Annotated in this window: 17 protein-coding genes; 7 read left to right on the forward strand and 10 right to left on the reverse strand. The window is 65.2% G+C overall.

Annotated features, from left to right (window positions below):
• The 8 genes from DQG17_RS13970 to DQG17_RS14005 all read right to left on the reverse strand — a co-directional run bounded on the left by DQG17_RS13970 (position 1) and on the right by DQG17_RS14005 (position 6,477).
• Positions 1-654 (reverse strand): 3-oxoacid CoA-transferase subunit B, encoded by a 654-nt coding sequence (locus DQG17_RS13970; RefSeq protein WP_232829444.1) that lies wholly within the window; start codon positions 652-654, stop codon positions 1-3.
• On the reverse strand, positions 641-1,333 hold the full coding sequence (locus tag DQG17_RS13975; protein ID WP_116133455.1) for a CoA transferase subunit A: 693 nt from the start codon (positions 1,331-1,333) through the stop codon (positions 641-643). The genes DQG17_RS13970 and DQG17_RS13975 overlap by 14 nt, the downstream gene beginning before the upstream one ends.
• Positions 1,330-2,691, reverse strand: a complete 1,362-nt coding sequence (locus DQG17_RS13980) for an aspartate aminotransferase family protein (RefSeq protein ID WP_116133456.1) — start codon at positions 2,689-2,691, stop codon at positions 1,330-1,332. Before DQG17_RS13980 ends, DQG17_RS13975 begins: the two co-directional genes overlap by 4 nt.
• Positions 2,688-3,458 carry an amino acid ABC transporter ATP-binding protein gene (locus DQG17_RS13985; protein ID WP_116133457.1) on the reverse strand — a complete coding sequence of 257 codons (771 nt, stop codon included), beginning with the start codon at positions 3,456-3,458 and terminating at the stop codon, positions 2,688-2,690. The genes DQG17_RS13980 and DQG17_RS13985 overlap by 4 nt, the downstream gene beginning before the upstream one ends.
• Positions 3,459-3,474: 16 nt before the next feature.
• On the reverse strand, positions 3,475-4,131 hold the full coding sequence (locus tag DQG17_RS13990; RefSeq protein WP_116133458.1) for an amino acid ABC transporter permease: 657 nt from the start codon (positions 4,129-4,131) through the stop codon (positions 3,475-3,477).
• 27 nt (positions 4,132-4,158) lie between these two features.
• Positions 4,159-4,806, reverse strand: coding sequence for an amino acid ABC transporter permease (locus DQG17_RS13995; protein ID WP_116133459.1), 648 nt, complete (start codon positions 4,804-4,806; stop codon positions 4,159-4,161).
• Between the two features lie 28 nt (positions 4,807-4,834).
• A complete protein-coding gene (locus DQG17_RS14000; protein ID WP_116133460.1) occupies positions 4,835-5,626 on the reverse strand; it encodes a creatininase family protein in 792 nt (263 codons plus the stop codon).
• Between the two features lie 65 nt (positions 5,627-5,691).
• Positions 5,692-6,477: a transporter substrate-binding domain-containing protein gene (locus DQG17_RS14005; protein WP_116133461.1), complete on the reverse strand. Its 786-nt coding sequence runs from the start codon at positions 6,475-6,477 to the stop codon at positions 5,692-5,694.
• 160 nt (positions 6,478-6,637) lie between these two features.
• Here DQG17_RS14005 and DQG17_RS14010 point away from each other — a divergent pair, with 160 nt between their 5' ends.
• Positions 6,638-7,591: a LysR family transcriptional regulator gene (locus DQG17_RS14010; protein ID WP_232829445.1), complete on the forward strand. Its 954-nt coding sequence runs from the start codon at positions 6,638-6,640 to the stop codon at positions 7,589-7,591.
• A gap of 23 nt (positions 7,592-7,614) precedes the next feature.
• On the opposite strand, the gene DQG17_RS14015 is transcribed toward DQG17_RS14010, so the two are convergent.
• Both DQG17_RS14015 and DQG17_RS14020 read right to left on the reverse strand, forming a co-directional pair.
• On the reverse strand, positions 7,615-8,355 hold the full coding sequence (locus DQG17_RS14015; protein ID WP_116133463.1) for a sulfite exporter TauE/SafE family protein: 741 nt from the start codon (positions 8,353-8,355) through the stop codon (positions 7,615-7,617).
• A gap of 155 nt (positions 8,356-8,510) precedes the next feature.
• Positions 8,511-8,942 (reverse strand): DUF1489 family protein, encoded by a 432-nt coding sequence (locus DQG17_RS14020; protein WP_116133464.1) that lies wholly within the window; start codon positions 8,940-8,942, stop codon positions 8,511-8,513.
• Between the two features lie 160 nt (positions 8,943-9,102).
• Between DQG17_RS14020 and DQG17_RS14025 the strand changes: the two genes are divergently transcribed.
• From DQG17_RS14025 to DQG17_RS14050, 6 genes are all read left to right on the forward strand, one after another.
• Positions 9,103-11,367: an adenosylcobalamin-dependent ribonucleoside-diphosphate reductase gene (locus DQG17_RS14025; protein WP_116133465.1), complete on the forward strand. Its 2,265-nt coding sequence runs from the start codon at positions 9,103-9,105 to the stop codon at positions 11,365-11,367.
• A 365-nt stretch (positions 11,368-11,732) separates the two neighbouring features.
• Positions 11,733-12,494 (forward strand): DeoR/GlpR family DNA-binding transcription regulator, encoded by a 762-nt coding sequence (locus DQG17_RS14030; protein WP_198666124.1) that lies wholly within the window; start codon positions 11,733-11,735, stop codon positions 12,492-12,494.
• Entirely contained in the window at positions 12,487-13,695 is a 1,209-nt protein-coding gene (locus DQG17_RS14035) for an MFS transporter (RefSeq protein WP_116133467.1), read from the forward strand. Before DQG17_RS14030 ends, DQG17_RS14035 begins: the two co-directional genes overlap by 8 nt.
• Positions 13,696-13,771: 76 nt before the next feature.
• Positions 13,772-14,713, forward strand: a complete 942-nt coding sequence (locus DQG17_RS14040; RefSeq protein ID WP_116133468.1) for an ABC transporter permease — start codon at positions 13,772-13,774, stop codon at positions 14,711-14,713.
• Positions 14,713-15,534: an ABC transporter permease gene (locus DQG17_RS14045; RefSeq protein ID WP_116133619.1), complete on the forward strand. Its 822-nt coding sequence runs from the start codon at positions 14,713-14,715 to the stop codon at positions 15,532-15,534. The genes DQG17_RS14040 and DQG17_RS14045 overlap by 1 nt, the downstream gene beginning before the upstream one ends.
• Positions 15,531-17,102: an ABC transporter ATP-binding protein gene (locus tag DQG17_RS14050; RefSeq protein WP_116133469.1), complete on the forward strand. Its 1,572-nt coding sequence runs from the start codon at positions 15,531-15,533 to the stop codon at positions 17,100-17,102. The genes DQG17_RS14045 and DQG17_RS14050 overlap by 4 nt, the downstream gene beginning before the upstream one ends.
• Positions 17,103-17,150 lie beyond the last annotated feature (48 nt).

Consider the following 17,150-nt stretch of genomic DNA (forward strand, 5'->3'; position numbering starts at 1 on the left):
TCAGAACGTCGGGATGGCGGTGTCGGGGATGGCGATCGGGGCGCCGGTTGCCGCCCTGACATCGGCGGCACTCACGCCCTCGGCCAGTTCGCACAGCGCAAAGCCCGCCTCGGTGATGTCGACCACCGCCATGTCGGTATAGATCCGCACGACACAGCCGCGCGCCGTCAGCGGCAGCGAGCAGGCGGCCAGCAGTTTCGGGTTGCCCTTGCGGTCGACGTGGGTGGTCATGACCACGACACGCCGTGCCTTTTGCGCCAGTTCGATGGCGCCCCCGGCACCGGGCGAGAACTTGCCCGGGATCTTCCAGTTGGCCAGATCGCCGTTACCTGCAACCTCGAATGCGCCAAGCAGGGTCAGATCGAGCCGCCCCGAGCGCACCAGCGAGAACGACACCACGCTGTCGAAGAACGCCGAGCCGGGGATGGTCGAGACATAGGCGCCGCCCGCATCGATCAGGTTGCGGTCGGCGGTCTCGTCGGGCAGCGTCGGGCCGATGCCGGTCAGCCCGTTTTCCGAATGCAGGCAGACCGGGAAGTCGGCGGGCAGGTGGTTCACCACCTTGGTCGGCAGGCCGATGCCGAGATTGACCACCATGCCCGGCCGGATTTCGCGGGCGGCGCGGGCGACCATGCGGGATCTAGCGTCGGACAATGCCGTACTCCTCGGAAAGTGCGCCAAGGGCGACCACGTGATCGACAAAGGCGCCGGGCGTCTCGACCGCCTCGGCCGAAAGCGTGCCGAGCGGCCCCAGCGTCTCGGCCTCGGCGATGACGCGGGCCGCGGCCATCGCCATGGCGACGTTGAAATTGCGCGCGGTGGCGGCATAGGCGAGATTGCCGAACGGATCGGCCCGGGCCGCGTGGATCAGCGCCACATCGGCCCGCAGCGCGGTTTCGACCAGCAGCCGGCGGCCGTTCATCTCGACCACCTGCTTGCCCTGCGCCAGATCGGTATCGACCCCGATGTCGGTCAGGATCGCCTGCAACCCGGCGCCGCCCGCCCGGATCCGTTCGGCAAGGATGCCCTGGGCGCAGAATTCGACCTCGATCTCGGCGTTGTTCATCCGGGCGACCGCGTGCGGGTTCAGCCCGATATGGGTGACGATCAGCTTGCGCACCTGACCGCCCGCGATCAGATGGTCGATGCCCATCCCGGCCTCGTTGGCGTCGTTCTTGATCAGGGTCAGGTCCTTCTGCCCCTGGCGCCGCAGCTCCTGGATCAGGGCAAAGGGCGTGCCGGGCACGCCAAAGCCGCCGACCATGACCGTGGCCCCGTCCGCGATCCCGGCGATGGCCGCCTCGATCGTGGTCGATTTGTCTGACAGCCTCATGGCGCGTGCGCCGGTTCCAGCACCGGCAGGGCGAACTTCTCGGCCAGCGCATCGAGGCTTTCTATCAGGATCTCCATGATCTCGTCGATCTGTGCCGCGGTCACGATCAGCGGCGGGCAGACCAGGAAATGATCGCCCTCGACACCGCCACGGGTGCGGCGCGAATAGATGATGAGCCCGCGGGCATAGGCGATTTCGACAAGCTCGTTGTAGAGGTTCCACGCCTTCGGCAGTGGCTGCATCGTCTCGCGGTCGGCGACGAGTTCGAAGGCCAGCAGCAGCCCCTTGCCGCGCACATCGCCGATGAAGGGATAACGCGCCATCAGGGCTTCAAGCCGGGATTTCAGCAGATCCCCCATCCTCGCCGCATTGGCGACGATGTCCTGTTCCTCCAGTTCCTCCAGCACGGCAAGCCCCGCAGCGCAGGCAAGCGGATTGCCGGCATAGGTGAACCCGTGCAGGAAGCCGCCCGCATCGAGCACCGCCTCGACAATGTCGGTGCGTGCAGCCACGGCGCCAAGCGGCGCATAGCCGGCGGCAAAGCCCTTTGACATGGCGATGATGTCTGGCGTGATGCCCCAGTGTTCGGCGGCAAGAAACTTGCCGGTGCGCCCGGCGCCGGTCATCACCTCGTCATAGATCAGCAGGATGCCGTATTCGCGGCAGATCTCGGCGATCCGGCCATAATAGCTGTCGGGCGCGACCAGCGCCCCGGTCGAGGCACCGCCCACCGGCTCCATCAGGAAGGCAAGCACGGTTTCCGCGCCTTCGGCCTCGATCTTCTCGCGCAGAAGCTCGGCATATTTGATGCCGCGCTGGTCCTCGGAAAGGTTGTCGCGGTCGAGGTAGGTCGCGGGTGCTGCGATCTTCGGCATGTCGCGCATCATCGGATCGAAGGGGCGCGCAAGCGGGTCATAGCCCGTCAGCGCAAGCGCCCCGAGCGTGCAGCCGTGATAGGAGGGGAAGCGCGAGATGACCTTGTAGCGGCCGGCCTCTCCCCTCGTCAGCGCATATTGCCGGGCAAGCTTGGTCGCGGTCTCGACCGCCTCGGAGCCGCCCGAGACAAAGAACACCCGGTCAAGACCGGCGGGCATCAGGGCGGCTGTCCTGGCGGCCAGCTTCTCCGACGGTTCGGTGCGGAAGTGCAGACGATAGCCGAACGTGGCCTTGTCCATCTGCGCCTTCATCTTGGCCAGCACCCGCGGGTTGGAATGGCCGATGTTCGACACCATCGCCCCAGAGCAGCCGTCGATATAGCGCTTGCCGGACTGATCGAAGAGATAGATCCCCTCGCCACGGTCCAGGAACGGCCGTGGTTGGCGCGACTGGTAAAACAGATGCGACGGTTTCGTCGTCATTTTGCACCTTCAAGATGTTTGCGCAGGAAGTTTCGGGTTCGGTCCTGGGTCGGGTTGCGAAAGACCAGCTCTGGCGGGCCTTCCTCGACCACGACGCCGCCGTCCATGAAGATGACGCGGTCGCAGACCGAAGCGGCGAAATCCATTTCATGGGTCACGATGATCATCGTCATGTGCTCTTCGGCGAGCTTCTTCATGACGAGGTTGACCTCTTCGACCAGCTCGGGGTCGAGCGCCGAGGTCGCCTCGTCGAACAGCATCAGCTTGGGTTTCATGGCAAGTGCGCGGGCAATCGCCACGCGCTGCTTCTGGCCGCCCGAAAGCTGCGAGGGAAAATAGTCGATCCGCTCCAGCATGCCGACATGGGCCAGTTGCTCTTCGGCAAGCCTGTCGGCCTCCTTGTCGGAGATACCCTTCAGCAGCTTCGGCGCCATGGTGACATTGTCGCGCACGGTCAGGTGCGGGAACAGGTTGAAGTGCTGGAACACCATGCCGATGTGCTGGCGCATCTGGTTGATGTGCTTTTCATACTGGCGGTGCGGCAGGGTCTTGTTGACCCGCACGCCGTCGAGCCAGACCTCGCCCGCCGTCAGCGGGTCGAGATCGTTGATCGCCCGCAACAGCGTCGACTTCCCCGACCCCGAGGGGCCGATGATGGCAACGATCTGGCCGCGATCGACGGTCAGAGAGATATCCTTGAGCACCTCGATCTCGCCATAGCATTTGCGGGCCTGGCGGACTTCGATGAAGGGCTGGCTTGCGGTCATGTCTGATCCCCAAAGGTCAACGGGAGAGCTGGCTGCGGCGCTCGATCCGGCGCAGAACCGCCTCCATCCCGAGGTTGATGACGTAGTAGAAGGCCGCGACGACGATGTAGAACTCGAACGGCCGATAGGTGCGCCCGATCGCGCGTTGCGCCGACAGCGTCAGTTCGGACACGCCGATCACCGACACGAGGGCACTGTCCTTCAGAAGCGCGATCATGTTGTTGCCGATCGGCGGGATCACGTCGCGCACCGCCTGCGGGATGACGACCTTGCGCAGCGCCTGCCCGCGCGACAGGCCAAGGGTGCGCGCCGCCTCCATCTGGCCGCGGTCGACCGCGATGATGGCGGTCTGGATCAGTTCGGAGTTGTAGACGGCAAAGTGCAGGCCAAGCCCGATCACCCCCGCGACAAAGGCCGGCAGGTCGATGCCGATCTGCACCAGCCCGAAATAGATCAGGAACAGTTGCAGCAGCAGCGGCGTGCCCATGAACAGCCATTCGAAGGCGCGGAACGGCAGGCGGATGAACCACGGCGCATAAAGCGTGATGACGGCAAAGACGATCCCGCCGAAGAAGCTGAGGATTGCCGACGAGACGGTGATCGCGATGGTCCAGAACGCTCCCAGCAGGAGGATGTCGAAGAACTTCGGGACGACGGAGAAATCAAGCCCCATGGCGTTCTCCTTCTGTTGCGATGGCGGTCATACGATCCTCGCCCTCCGGTCCAGCCAGGCGACCGCGCGGCCGGTGCCGTAGATGATGATCATGTAGAGGACCCCCGCGATCAGGAACATTTCGAACGGCTTGTAGGTCGATCCGATATAGCGCTGCGCGGTGTAGGTCAGTTCCACCACCGAGATTGCGGCGACCAGCGCCGTGCCCTTGATCAGCGCGTTGATGTTGACGCCAAGCGGACGGATCATCAGCCGCATCGCCTGTGGCAGCGTCACCTTGCGGAATGTCTGGAACTGCGACAGGCCAAGCGTGCGCGCGGCCTCGCGCTGGCCCTTGTCGACCGAAATGATGGCGCCGCGCATGGTCTCGGTCATGTAGGCGCCGATGTTGACGCCAAGCCCGATCACCCCGGCCTGAAAGGCATCGAGCTGGATGCCGATCTGCGGCCCGCCGAAATAGAGGATGAACAACTGGATCAGTGCCGGCGTGCCGCGAAAGACACTGACATAGGCCGCGCCGAGGAACCGCAGGAACCGGAAGCGCGACAGCCGCGCGGCCGCCCCGAGCGCTCCGCAACTGAGCCCGAGGATCCCTGTCAGGATCGAGAGTTCGACTGTGACCAAGGCCGCCTTCAGAAAGAAGGGATAGACCTTCAGCATCAGTTCGGTATCCATCGCCTACCTCGTTCGGGTCCGTCGATTGTCAGTGATGGTCCTGGCGGTCCAGCATCGGCAAGGCACGGATCTCGCGCACCAGCGCCGTGGTTTCCTCGATTGCCGCCTGCAGAAACTTTCGCCCGGTCTCGGCATCGGCGACCGTGGGGTCGCCCATTGTCCCGTCCGCGGAAACCGACGACCACCAGCGCATCAACATGGCCTTGCCGCCGCCCCGTGCCAGATCGAGGTTGAAGAACCGGCTGTCGGGATCGTGGAGGTTTTGGTTCGCCGCCTTTTCCAGATGCACGTGTTCCGGATGAAGGTGCAGATACATCGCCGCCTCGAACTCGCCCGCGTGTGCGATGCCGCCGATGTCGGACTTTCGCACCTCGTTGATCCGGTCCGCACAGAGGTTCCAGTACGAGGCCGAGACGCAGATGATCCCGGTCTCGATCACCGTCTTGCGCGCCGCGAGGTCCAGAACCGGATGGTTCGATCCATGCGAGTTCAGCAGCAGGATGCGCCGGAACCCGTGGTGCGCCAGCGATTTCGTCACGTCAGTGACAAAGGCGATCAGCGTTTCGGGCTGGATCCAGATCACGCCCGGAAAATCCTTGTGGTGCTCGTTGAACCCATAGGGAACGGGCGGCATCACCAGAACCTCGTCAGGCGCCGCCGCAGCCACGCCATTGGCAACCGCCATGCCCAGCACCGTATCGGTGTCGAGCGGCATGTGCGGCCCGTGGTCCTCGGTCGCCGAGACGTTCAGGATCACCACGCGATCCTTGTCGATGTCGCGCACCTGTTCCCAGGTCAGCTTGCCATAGTCGGTTGTCATGGAATGTCCCGGTAGGATTTCAGACCCTCCGGGGCTGCCCCGGAGGATCCTGGAAGGGTCAAGGTTCAGCGGATGTCGCCGCCGACCCACTCGTTTGCGATCTCAAGATAGGTGCCGTCTTCCATCAGCGCATCCAGCGCCGATTGCATCGCCGCGTGCAGCTCGGGGTTGCCCTTGCGGATCGCGATGCCGGCGCCGAATTCCTCGGTCTCGAAGTCGTCGATCATGACATAGTCATAGCCGTTTTCCTTCATCGCGAGGATCGCGGCGATCGAGTCGTTTGCGATCGCATCGACACGGCCGTTCTGAAGCTCCAGCAGCAGCTCGGGCAGGCCCTTGTAGGTGCGCACGTTATACCCCTGTTCGCGGGCCCATTCCTCGTGGGTCTCGCCCAGCGTCACGCCGATCTTCTTGCCGTCGAGCTGCGTGGCACTGGTGATCCCGCTGCTGGGCAGGACGAAGATCGCACGCTTGGTGGTGTAGTAGGGGCCGACGAAATCGACCACTTCGGCACGCTCGGGCGTGATCGACATCGAGCCGACGACGGCGTCGTACTTGTTGGCCAGAAGCCCGCCGATGATGCCGTCCCAGGCCGTGGTGACAATCTCGACCTCAAGCCCCATGCGCTTGGCGATCTCGGTGCCGATGGCCGGGTCGAAGCCGACGACCTCGTTGGAATCGTTGACAAAGTTGAACGGGGGATAGGCGCCCGACATGGCGATGCGCATCACGCCCTTTTCCTTCAGCGCCTCAAGCTCGTCCGCACTGGCGGCAAGCGGAAAGGTCATGCCCGTGACGGCAAGGGCGCCGGCGGTCAGAAACGTCGTAATGAAAGCTCTGCGATGTGTCATGGTGCTCTCCTGCTGGATTATGATGTGGCGTCTGCGCGGTTTGCTGACGGCTTTTCCCGAATGCGGGACCCCTTGAAGGGCCTTCTTTGCAAAACGCTTGCATGTGACTGCGCATCGCGCAAATAAATAATACCAATTCATATTATAGACAGGATCTATGATGAAGCCCTATGAGCAGCGGTTTCCCTGGACGCTCGACTGGAACCTTCTGCGCACCTTCATGGTGGTGGTCGAACAGCGCGGGATCTCGCGGGCGGCGGATTTTCTGGGCCTGAAACAGCCGACGATTTCGGCTGCATTGAAGCGGCTCGAGGATGCGACGGGCCACGAGCTTGTCATCCGGAAACCCAACGAATTCAGCGTCACGCGCGCGGGAAGCCTGCTCTACAAGGAATGTTCGCTGGTCTTCGGGGCGGTCTCGCAGCTTCCCTCGCTGCTGGCAGTTGGCGGCGAGGAACTGCGCGGCCACATCTCGATCACCACGACGTCCCACGTGATCTCGCCGCACCTGGACGACACGCTTCACGGCTTTGCCATGGCGCATCCGAAAGTGACGTTCTCCGTCACCGTGGCCGACAGCGAGGAGATCGAGGCCCGTGTCCGACAGAACCGCGTGAGCTTTGGAATATGCTTGTTGCACAAGATTCCATCAAACTTGAAAGCGCGGATCCTTTACCGCGAATACTTCGGGCTGTTCTGCGGCCCGCGACACCGGTTGTTCGACCGCAAGAGAATCACTTTGCCGGACCTCGAAGGCGAGACCTCGGTGTCGTTCCAGACCGAGTCGGATCAGGGCGCATTGCGGCCGGTTGCACAGTTGCGGGCGCGGGCAAAGCTTGCCCCCGGCTGGCGCGGCGTCTCATCGAACCTGCACGAGTTGCGGCGCATGATCGTGGCGGGCATCGGCATCGGGGCGCTTCCGCTGCATGTCGCGCAGCGTGATGTCGAACTTGGGCGCCTGCGGCAACTGCCGCCCTATGACGCGCTGCCGCTGGTGAACCTCTACCTGCTCACCAATCCGCGCCGGAAACTGCCCGACGCCGAGGAAGCCTTCATTGCGGCATGTGGCACATTGATGGACGACGTCGCGCTTGAGGAGCGAACCTATCGCTAGGTCCGCGGCCCCGGCCGCCGATGTCAGCCGAAGGCAACCTCGTAGAGCAGCTTCACCGACACGATCGCCAGCGCGATCTCGACCAGCAGGAAGAAGACCCGCTCGGGCAGCACGCGAGAGATGGCCGCCCCGCTCCACGCGCCGGCAAGCGCCATCGGTGCCAGCCAGATTGCCTGCGTGAAGCTTTCCCAGGTGATCTGCCCGGCCAGGATGAAGGGCGGCACCTTCAACAGGTTGACGACAGTGAAGAAGATTGTCGCCGTGCCAAGATAGACCATCTTGTCGAGCTTCTGCGGCAGAACATAGGCCTGAAACGGCGGTCCGCCGGCGTGGCTGATATAGCTCGTCAATCCGGCAAGCGCCCCCCAGAGCAGCCCGCGCGGGACATCGGCCGTTCTTGCCGGGGCCTTCACCTTTGCAAAACGGTGGCGCAGCGCATTGACGAGATAGGAAATGCCGATCCCCGCGACCAGCAGTTTCACCAGCGCGCCCGGCACATAGGAAACGGCGAAGAACCCGATCAGGATCCCGCACAGGGCGCCGGGCAGCAGGATCTTCAGGTTGCGTGCCGAGAATGCCTTTCGGAACAGAAACACGGCGTACCAGTCGGCCACGATATAGATCGGCAGCAAAAGCCCCGCCGCCTGCGCAGGCTCCATGAACAGAGACATGAGCGGCACGGACAGAATCGCGATCATCGGAATGCCGCCCTTCGACAGGCCCATCAGAAACGCCGCAAGCCCGGCCACAACCCAGTATTCCATGATCAGATCTCTGCTTCCGCGGCACACTCGGCCCGGGGCCTCGTTAGGCCAATACCTCGTTGTGACTCAACGGCAAATCGCGCGCAGGCGTGCCGGGCGGGCTCGTCCCGTCCGGGGAAACGATGGGCCGGACCAAAGCGGGCAGGGCGCGGGTTTCAGCGAACCCCGATCTCGGCGAGTGCTGCGGTCAATTCCGCCGGAAGCACATCGTCGCTGGCGCGGGCCTCGGCCAGATCGCGTGGAGCGTCCCCGGGGGTGAGATAGCGCCAACCCTGGAACGGGCGCCGCGGGGCAGGCTCGGTGCGGCGGATCTCGGCGTCGAGCACCAGCGCACAGCGCCTGATGCCGTCCTCGCCGATCTGCTCGTCCAGACGCAATATGCGCTGGCGGGCAAGGATCACGCCCTTGATCACCCAGTAAAGCGAACCGCCCTCCAGCAACTCGGCCTCACGCTTCGGCCACATCCGTGTGACGTGGCGCGGCAGGCCGTCCGGCCATCGGTGGCGGTTGGCGTGCTGCCACAGGCTCAGGTCCTCGACGCTGTCGGCGCCGACGCAGAGTTTCACAAGATGAACGGACGGTTCCAAAGAGTCCCCCGGGGAAGATCGCACATACGGTGTCTATCGCCGTTCGTCTGGAAGGCAAAGCGTGCTAGGATAAAAAGCGAGTGACAGCCGCAACATTTGGTGGCGCTCCGCCAAAACACGCTTTATGTGGTGCCTCTGCCGCAGCCGGAAGGAAATGCCTATGACCCGCTTCACCGCCCCGATCGCCGAGTCCATCTGGGACATGAAGTATCGCCTGAAGGGCGCCGATGGCGCCCCGGTGGACGTTTCGGTCGAGGATACCTGGCGCCGAATCGCCCGCTCTCTGGCCGAGGTCGAGGCCGCGCCCGCCGAGTGGGAGGATCGATTCTATGCCGCGCTGGAGGATTTCCGCTTCCTGCCTGCGGGACGGATCATTGCCGGCGCCGGCACCGGTCGGACCGTGACGCTGTTCAACTGCTTTGTCATGGGCACGATCCCCGACAGCATGGGGGGCATCTTCGACATGCTGAAAGAGGCCGCGCTGACCATGCAGCAGGGCGGCGGGATCGGCTATGATTTCTCGACCATCCGGCCGCGCGGCGCGGACGTGAAGGGGGTGGCGGCCGACGCCTCGGGCCCGCTGTCGTTCATGGATGTGTGGGACGCCATGTGCCGCACCATCATGTCGGCGGGCAGCCGGCGCGGGGCGATGATGGCAACCATGCGCTGCGATCATCCCGACATCGAGGCCTTCATCACCGCAAAATCCGACCCGGCCCGTCTGCGCATGTTCAACATGTCGGTGCTGGCGACCGACGCCTTCATGGCCGCCGTCAAGGCCGACGAGCCGTGGGAATTGCAGTTCGACGGCACGATTTATCACACGCTGCCGGCGCGGGATCTGTGGAACCGGATCATGCAGTCGACCTATGACCAGGCCGAGCCGGGCGTGATCTTCATCGACCGCATCAATACGATGAACAACCTGAAGTATTGCGAAACGATCGCGGCCACCAATCCCTGCGGCGAGCAGCCCCTGCCACCCTATGGCGCCTGTCTGCTGGGGTCGATCAACCTTGCGCGGCTGGTGCGATCCCCGTTCGCGGACGGCGCGGACATCGACGAGGGCGAGCTGGAAGAGCTGGTCGCGACTGCGGTCCGGATGATGGACAATGTGGTCGATGCCTCGCGCTTTCCGCTGCCCCAGCAGGCCGAAGAGGCGCGCACCAAGCGGCGTATCGGGCTTGGCGTCACAGGTCTTGCCGATGCGCTGCTGATGGTCGGGCTGCGTTACGGCTCGGACGAGGCGGCGCGTCAGACCGAGCGCTGGTTGCACCGGGTCGCCCGCGCCGCCTATCTGGCCTCGGCGCATCTGGCGGCCGAAAAGGGCGCGTTTCCGCTGTTCGACGCGGACAAATACCTGCAAAGCGGCTCGCTGCAGCACATGGACGAGGATGTGCGCGACGCGATCCGTAGCAGCGGCATCCGCAATGCGCTGCTGACCTCGATCGCGCCGACCGGGACGATCAGCCTGCTCGCGGGCAACGTAAGCTCGGGGATCGAGCCGGTCTTTGCCTATGCCTATACCCGCAAGGTGCTGCAAAAGGACGGGTCGCGCACCGAGGAAGAGGTGGTCGACTATGCCGTGCAGATGTGGCGCGAGAAGTTCGGCGATGCCCCGCTTCCGGATCACTTCGTCGATGCCCAGACCCTTTCGCCGTCCGATCACGTCCGGATGCAGGCGGCGGCCCAGACCTGGGTCGACAGCTCGATCTCGAAGACCATCAACTGCCCCGAGGACATCCCCTTCGACGCCTTCAAGGAAGTCTACATGCAGGCCTGGGATCAGGGCTGCAAGGGCTGCACCACCTATCGGCCGAACGCGGTGACAGGGTCGGTGCTGGCGGTGAGCGAGGCGCAGGAAACGGTGCCCGAGCTCGATACCGGCGCCGATGTGGTCTACCTGTCCGAGCCGCTCGACCGGCCGCAGGCGCTCGACGGTCATACCTACAAGCTGAAATGGCCGGGCAGCGAGCACGCGATCTACATCACGGTCAACGACATCGTGCTGAACGGCCATCGCCGCCCCTTCGAGGTGTTCATCAACTCGAAGAACATGGAGCATTATGCCTGGACCGTGGCGCTGACGCGGATGATCTCGGCGGTGTTCCGGCGCGGCGGCGATGTGAGCTTTGTGGTCGAGGAGTTGAAGGCCGTGTTCGATCCGCGCGGTGGCGCCTGGATGCAGGGCCGCTATGTCCCCTCGATCCTCGCGGCGATCGGCGGCGTGATCGAATGCCATCTGGTCTCGATCGGCTTCATCGAGGGCGAGGGGATGGGGCTGAAGGCCGATCCTCAGTCGGAACGCGCCGCAGTCGGCGAACGGCCGCACGGCCCGGCCTGCCCCAGCTGCGGGCAATATTCCATGCGGATGATCGAGGGCTGCATGACCTGTTCGAACTGCGGGCATTCAAAGTGCGGCTGATGGATGTCTGATCGCGAGTAAGTGTGTTTTGTGACCGATAGTTTGCCCCTTTTTGCAAACAGGGGTCCACGATGATCGCATAACCTGCCCGTCGGTCCGGATTGTCCGGCCGATGGACGAGGGAACCAACAGAAAGAGCTCATCCTTCAGGGGGATGGGCTCTTGTCTTTTATCTTATTGAAATATCATTTTTCTATGTCGTTTGGGTCGGGACTCATGGCCAATAAACGATGATCGCGGTGAGTGCGATTGCGGACGAGAAACCTCTGGACGGCAAGGATCTCGGATCAAGATCGTCGCACCGGCTTGACGCCGCCTGCATGATAGTGCATTTATATGCAATATTGTGCAGGAAATTGCAAACCATGAACTCGCCCCTCAATTCCCCTGATTCCAGACAGTCGATCCTCACCGAGCGTGCGGCCCAGGGACTTCCGCTGTCGCTTTCCGGCCTTGCCGAAGAGTTCGGCGTCTCGCCCGACACGATCCGCCGCGATCTGCTGGCGCTCGAGGCGGCGGGCGCCGTTCGTCGGGTGCGTGGCGGTGCCTTGCCGGTTGTCACACCCGCGGGGCCGGTGCTGGAGCGATTGATGACCGCGGACGACGCGGCCGAGCGGATCGCGGCGGCGGCGCTGTCGCTGATCGAGGACGGCATGGTGCTGATGTTCGATGGCGGCAGTACGGTCATGCGGCTTGCCCGCAGCCTGCCGGCGCTGCCGCGGGCGCTGGTGGTTACGCCCGCCCCGGCGGTGGCATTGGCGACGATGTCGAAGGGCATCGAGACGATTCTGGTCGGCGGCCGGCTTTCGGGCTTTGGCGGGATCGCGGTGGGGCAGGCGGCTGTTGCGGCGATTGCCGACATCGCGGCCGATCTGTGTTTTCTGGGCGCCTGCGGACTTTCGGCCGACTTCGGCCTCAGTGCCGACAATCCCGACGAGGCGGCGGTAAAGCGGGCGATGTGCTCTGCCGCACCCCGAGCCGTGGTGCTGACCGGTGCGGCCAAGCTGGGCCGACGGGCGCGCCACCGGGTGGTGGCTTGCGCCGACCTCGATCTGCTGATTACCGATGCTGGCGGCGCCGAAACCGCCGCCCTTTCCGATGCCGTCCTGGAGGTGCGCCATGTCTGAAATACGAGTGCCCGGAGCGTCCCCCGCCCGTGCGCGTCTGCGAACGCCGTGGCGTGCCGTTGCCGCATCCTTTGCGCTGAACGGCATCCTGCTTGGGGTCTGGGCCTCGCGCATCCCTGCCGTGGTCGATCACCACGGCCTCGGCCGGGCGCAGCTTGGCGTATTGCTGCTTTGCATGGGAATCGGCGCGCTGATCTCGTTTCCGCTCGCCGGCCGGCTGTCGGACAGCCGCGGGGCTGTTTCCGTCACCCGCTGGCTTGCCGCGGGCTATCCATTGGCACTGATCCTGATCGCGCTTGCGCCCTCGCCGGTCTGGCTGGGCGCGGCCTTGTTCGTCTTTGGCGCGATGCACGGGGCGATGGATGTCACGATGAATTCCTGGGCGGGCGAGGTGGAAAAACGCATCGGCCATTCGGTCATGTCCTCGTTCCACGCCATGTGGAGCCTTGGCGCCGGGCTTGGTGCCGCCTCGGGTTTTGCCGCGGCCAGCCTGTCGCTGGCAGTGCCGGTGCATTTCATCGCCGCCGCGGTGCTGGGCGCGCTGCTGCTCGGGCCGTTCCTGACTCTGCCCTGGAAGTCCCAGACCAGCGCCCACAGCCACGATGGCCCGGTCTTTGCCTTTCCGCGCGGGGCGCTGATCGCGGTCGGCCTGATCACCATGGCCTCGGGCCTCGGCGAAGGGTCGGTTGCGGACTGGAGCGCGATCTACCTCAAGGACATCGTCGGCGTGGGCGAGGCGCATGCGACGCTGGGCTATGCGGTCTTTTCGGTGACCATGGTGGCGATGCGGCTGGTCGCGGACCGGCTGATCACCCGTTTCGGCCCGGTCGTCGTTGCCCGCCTGTCCGGGATCTCGGCCGCGGTTGGGCTTGCCATCGTCGTGCTGGTTCCTGCGTTCGTTCCGGCCTTGCTGGGCTATGTGCTTATGGGGCTTGGCTATGCCGCCGTCGTGCCGCTGGCCTACAGCCGCGCCGCGGCCGATCCGCTGATCCCGCCGGGCCGGGGCATCGCATCGGTCGCCACGCTTGGCTATGGCTCGCTGCTGATGGGGCCGCCGGCGATCGGTTTCGTGGCCGAGGTGACCTCGCTGCGCTTCGCCTTTGCGATCCTCGCGGTCGCCGCGCTGATGATCACCGCCCTTGCCCCGGTGCTGTCGCGCGCCGGCGGCCGGGCCGGGGGGGCGTTGCCGCAAGCGGACTAGGGCAAAGCGCGCGGGGCGAGCCGGGCACGCGGTCGAGAGGCTGGCGTGCCCGCGGCGCGGCGACTAGGCTCCGGCCATGTTCGGTTATGTCGCCCACCGCCTGATCTCGCTTGCGCTGTCGCTTCTTGCGGCCAGCATCGTCGTTTTCGCGGTGATCGAGGTCATCCCGGGCGATCCTGCCTCCTACATGCTCGGTCTCAACGCGTCGGATGAAACCGTCGCCGCCCTGCGCGAGACGCTGGGCCTCTCCGGTGGGCCCATCGCGCGCTACCTCCACTGGCTTGGCGGGATGCTGACGGGCGATTTCGGCACCTCCTACACCTATCGCGTCCCGGTCGCGCAGCTTGTCGGCGACAGGCTTTGGGTGTCGCTGCCGCTTGCGGTCTATGCACTGGCGCTTTCGACCCTGATCGCGCTGCCCATCGGCGCGCTTGCCGCCGCCCGCCGCGGCCGCGCGGTCGATTATGGCATCATGGGCCTGACCCAGATCGGCGTCGCGGTGCCGAATTTCTGGTTCGCGATGCTGCTGGTGATCGCCTTCTCCATCACGTGGAAGGTCTTTCCGCCCGGCGGTTTCCCGGGCTGGGACGCTGGCTTTTTGCCCGGGCTGCGCGCGCTGACGCTTCCGGCGGTTGCGCTGGCGCTGCCCCAGGCCTCGATCCTCGCGCGGGTCATGCGCTCGGCGCTGATCGAGACGCTGCATCAGGATTTCATCCGCACTGCCCGCGCCAAGGGCCTGTCGGAGGGGCAGGCGATCCGCCGCCACGGCATGCGCAACGCCATGATCCCGGTCCTGACAATCGTCGGGCTTCAGTTCTCGTTCCTGCTGGCGGGCACGATCATCATCGAGAAGGTGTTCTTCCTGCCGGGCCTCGGGCTGCTGATATTCCAGGGCATCACCCAGCGCGACCTGATCGTGGTCGAATCCGTTGTCATGCTGCTGGTCTTTGCCGTCATCCTTGTCACGTTCATGGTCGATCTTGCCTATGCGCTGGTCGACCCGAGGTTGCGGCGATGATGCGCCTGCCGGTCCAGTTCCTGCTTGGTGTGACGCTGTCGACGGCCTTCCTTGCCGCCGCCCTGATCTCGCTGGTCTGGACCCCGCAGGACGTGACAGCCCTCGACATCGCGGGCAAGCTTGCGGCCCCGGGTGCCGGCCATCCGCTTGGCACCGATCACCTTGGCCGCGACATGCTGTCGATGCTGATGGCGGGCGCGCGCACCTCGATCGCGGTGGCGCTGGTTGCGGTCGGCATCGGCATCGTGCTTGGCGTGCCGCTCGGACTTGCCGCCGCCGCGCGTCACCGCAGCCTGCTGGATGAATTCATCATGCGCGGCAACGACCTGATCTTTGCCTTCCCCTCGCTGGTGATTGCAATCCTGATCACCGCCGTGCTTGGCCCCTCGGCGCTGAACGCGATCCTGGCCATCGGGATCTTCAACATTCCGGTATTCGCCCGCGTCGCCCGCGGCGCCGCGCTGACGCTGTGGAACCGCGAGTTCATCCTGGCCGCGCGGGTTGCGGGCAAGGGGCCGGCGCGGATTTCGGCCGAACATATCCTGCCCAATATCGCGAACCTGCTGGTGGTGCAGGGCACGATCCAGTTCTCGATGGGGATCCTGGCCGAGGCGGGGCTGTCCTATGTCGGGCTTGGCGCGCAGCCGCCGACGCCTTCCTGGGGACGGATGCTCGCCGACAGCCAGACGTTCTTCTACACCTTTCCCCGGCTTGCGGTGCTGCCCGGTCTGGCCATCGTGCTGATGGTGCTGGGGCTGAACCTGATGGGCGACGGACTGCGCGACATGCTCGATCCAAGGCTGCGGAGGACGATCCGGTGATCGACATCGCACACCTCGACCTGTCGATCGCCGGCACACCGATCCTGCGCGATGTGTCGCTGAAGCTCGGTCAGGGCCGCATCCTCGGGCTGGCGGGCGAAAGCGGCTCGGGCAAGTCGATGACGGCGCTGTCGATCCTGCGGCTGCTGCCGCCCTCGGCCCGGCTGTCCGGCCATGTCCACCTCGATGGGCAGGACCTGACCACGCTCAGCGAACAGCAGATGTGTTCCGTCCGCGGCCGCCAGATCGGCATGATCTTCCAGGAGCCGATGACCGCCCTCAATCCGGTCCAGAGCATTGGCGATCAGGTCGCCGAGACGCTGGTGATCCATGGCGCCGCCCGGCGCGGCGAGGCGCGCCGCATCGCGGTCGAGCGGCTGGAGCGGGTCGGCCTGTCCCCCGACCACATTCCCCCCGACCGCTTTCCGCACGAGTTGTCGGGCGGCCAGCGCCAGCGCGTCTGTATCGCGCTGGCCATTGCGCTGCGTCCCCGGGTGCTGATCGCGGACGAGCCGACGACAGCACTCGACGTGACCACGCAGGAACGTATTCTGGGCCTGATCCGCGGTCTGGTGGACGAACAGAACATGGCCTGCCTGTTCATCACCCACGACCTTGCCGTGCTGGCCGAGCTTGCCGACGATATCGCGGTGATGAAGGCGGGCGAGGTGGTCGAGGCGGGCGCGACGCTCGATGTCCTGCGCCACCGTCGCCACCCCTATACCCGCGCCTTGTTCGAGGCCTCGCGCCATCAGCCGGTCCGCGTCCCGGCCCCGCCCGCGGCCGCGCCGCTGTTGCGCGTCGAACGGGTCGTGCGCGACTATCCCCTGCCGCGCCAGCGGCTGTTCGGGGCGCGTCCCGGCTTTCGCGCCGTCGATGGCGTCAGCTTCGATCTGCACCGCGGCGAGAGCCTTGGGCTTGTCGGCGAGTCGGGCTGTGGCAAGTCCACGCTGACGCGCGCGATCCTTGGGCTCGAACCGATCCAGGGCGGTGCGATCCGGCTTGGCGGGGAGAAGATCACCCCGCAGATGCCGCCCGCCCTGCGCCGCCGGATGCAGGTGGTGTTTCAGGACCCTTACGGCAGCTTCAATCCCCGCCACAGTGCCGCGCGGCTGATTGCCGAGCCATTCCACCTTGGCGGGCGGCCGGCCGATCTTGACCTGCGCGTGGCCGAGGCACTGGAAAGTGTCGGGCTTCGCCCCACGGATGCCGACAAGTATCCGCACGAGTTCTCCGGCGGCCAGCGCCAGCGCCTGGCGATTGCCCGCGCGCTGATCACCCGCCCCGACCTGATCGTGCTGGATGAGGCGGTGTCGGCGCTCGACGTCCGCGTCCGGGCCCAGATCCTCGACCTTCTGGCCGATCTGCAGGGACGACTTGGCCTGACCTATCTGTTCATTTCCCATGACCTGACGGTGGTTCGCGCCGTGACCGACCGCGTGCTGGTGATGAAGGCGGGCCAGATCGTCGAGGCGGGGACGACGGCGGCGGTCTTTGCCGCCCCGAGCCATCCCTATACCCGGACGCTGCTGGACGCCGCCCCGATGCTGCCCGAGGCCATGGCATGACGGCGCCTGAGAGGTCCCGCGGGTTTGACGTTTCACGACACGGCACAA

The sequence above is a fragment of the Tropicimonas sp. IMCC34043 genome, assembly GCF_003390845.1.
Classification (GTDB): Bacteria; Pseudomonadota; Alphaproteobacteria; order Rhodobacterales; family Rhodobacteraceae; genus Tropicimonas.

Excerpts from the sequence above, each read along its gene's own strand:
- DQG17_RS14030 (WP_198666124.1), top strand. The coding sequence starts at position 11,733 with ATGAACTCGCCCCTCAATTCCCCTGATTCCAGACAGTCGATCCTCACC.
- DQG17_RS13985 (WP_116133457.1), bottom strand. The coding sequence starts at position 3,458 with ATGACCGCAAGCCAGCCCTTCATCGAAGTCCGCCAGGCCCGCAAATGC.
- DQG17_RS14005 (WP_116133461.1), bottom strand. The coding sequence starts at position 6,477 with ATGACACATCGCAGAGCTTTCATTACGACGTTTCTGACCGCCGGCGCC.
- DQG17_RS14010 (WP_232829445.1), top strand. The coding sequence starts at position 6,638 with ATGAAGCCCTATGAGCAGCGGTTTCCCTGGACGCTCGACTGGAACCTT.
- DQG17_RS14045 (WP_116133619.1), top strand. The coding sequence starts at position 14,713 with ATGCGCCTGCCGGTCCAGTTCCTGCTTGGTGTGACGCTGTCGACGGCC.
- DQG17_RS13975 (WP_116133455.1), bottom strand. The coding sequence starts at position 1,333 with ATGAGGCTGTCAGACAAATCGACCACGATCGAGGCGGCCATCGCCGGG.
- DQG17_RS14015 (WP_116133463.1), bottom strand. The coding sequence starts at position 8,355 with ATGGAATACTGGGTTGTGGCCGGGCTTGCGGCGTTTCTGATGGGCCTG.
- DQG17_RS14040 (WP_116133468.1), top strand. The coding sequence starts at position 13,772 with ATGTTCGGTTATGTCGCCCACCGCCTGATCTCGCTTGCGCTGTCGCTT.
- DQG17_RS13990 (WP_116133458.1), bottom strand. The coding sequence starts at position 4,131 with ATGGGGCTTGATTTCTCCGTCGTCCCGAAGTTCTTCGACATCCTCCTG.
- DQG17_RS14000 (WP_116133460.1), bottom strand. The coding sequence starts at position 5,626 with ATGACAACCGACTATGGCAAGCTGACCTGGGAACAGGTGCGCGACATC.
- DQG17_RS13995 (WP_116133459.1), bottom strand. The coding sequence starts at position 4,806 with ATGGATACCGAACTGATGCTGAAGGTCTATCCCTTCTTTCTGAAGGCG.
- DQG17_RS14025 (WP_116133465.1), top strand. The coding sequence starts at position 9,103 with ATGACCCGCTTCACCGCCCCGATCGCCGAGTCCATCTGGGACATGAAG.
- DQG17_RS13980 (WP_116133456.1), bottom strand. The coding sequence starts at position 2,691 with ATGACGACGAAACCGTCGCATCTGTTTTACCAGTCGCGCCAACCACGG.
- DQG17_RS14035 (WP_116133467.1), top strand. The coding sequence starts at position 12,487 with ATGTCTGAAATACGAGTGCCCGGAGCGTCCCCCGCCCGTGCGCGTCTG.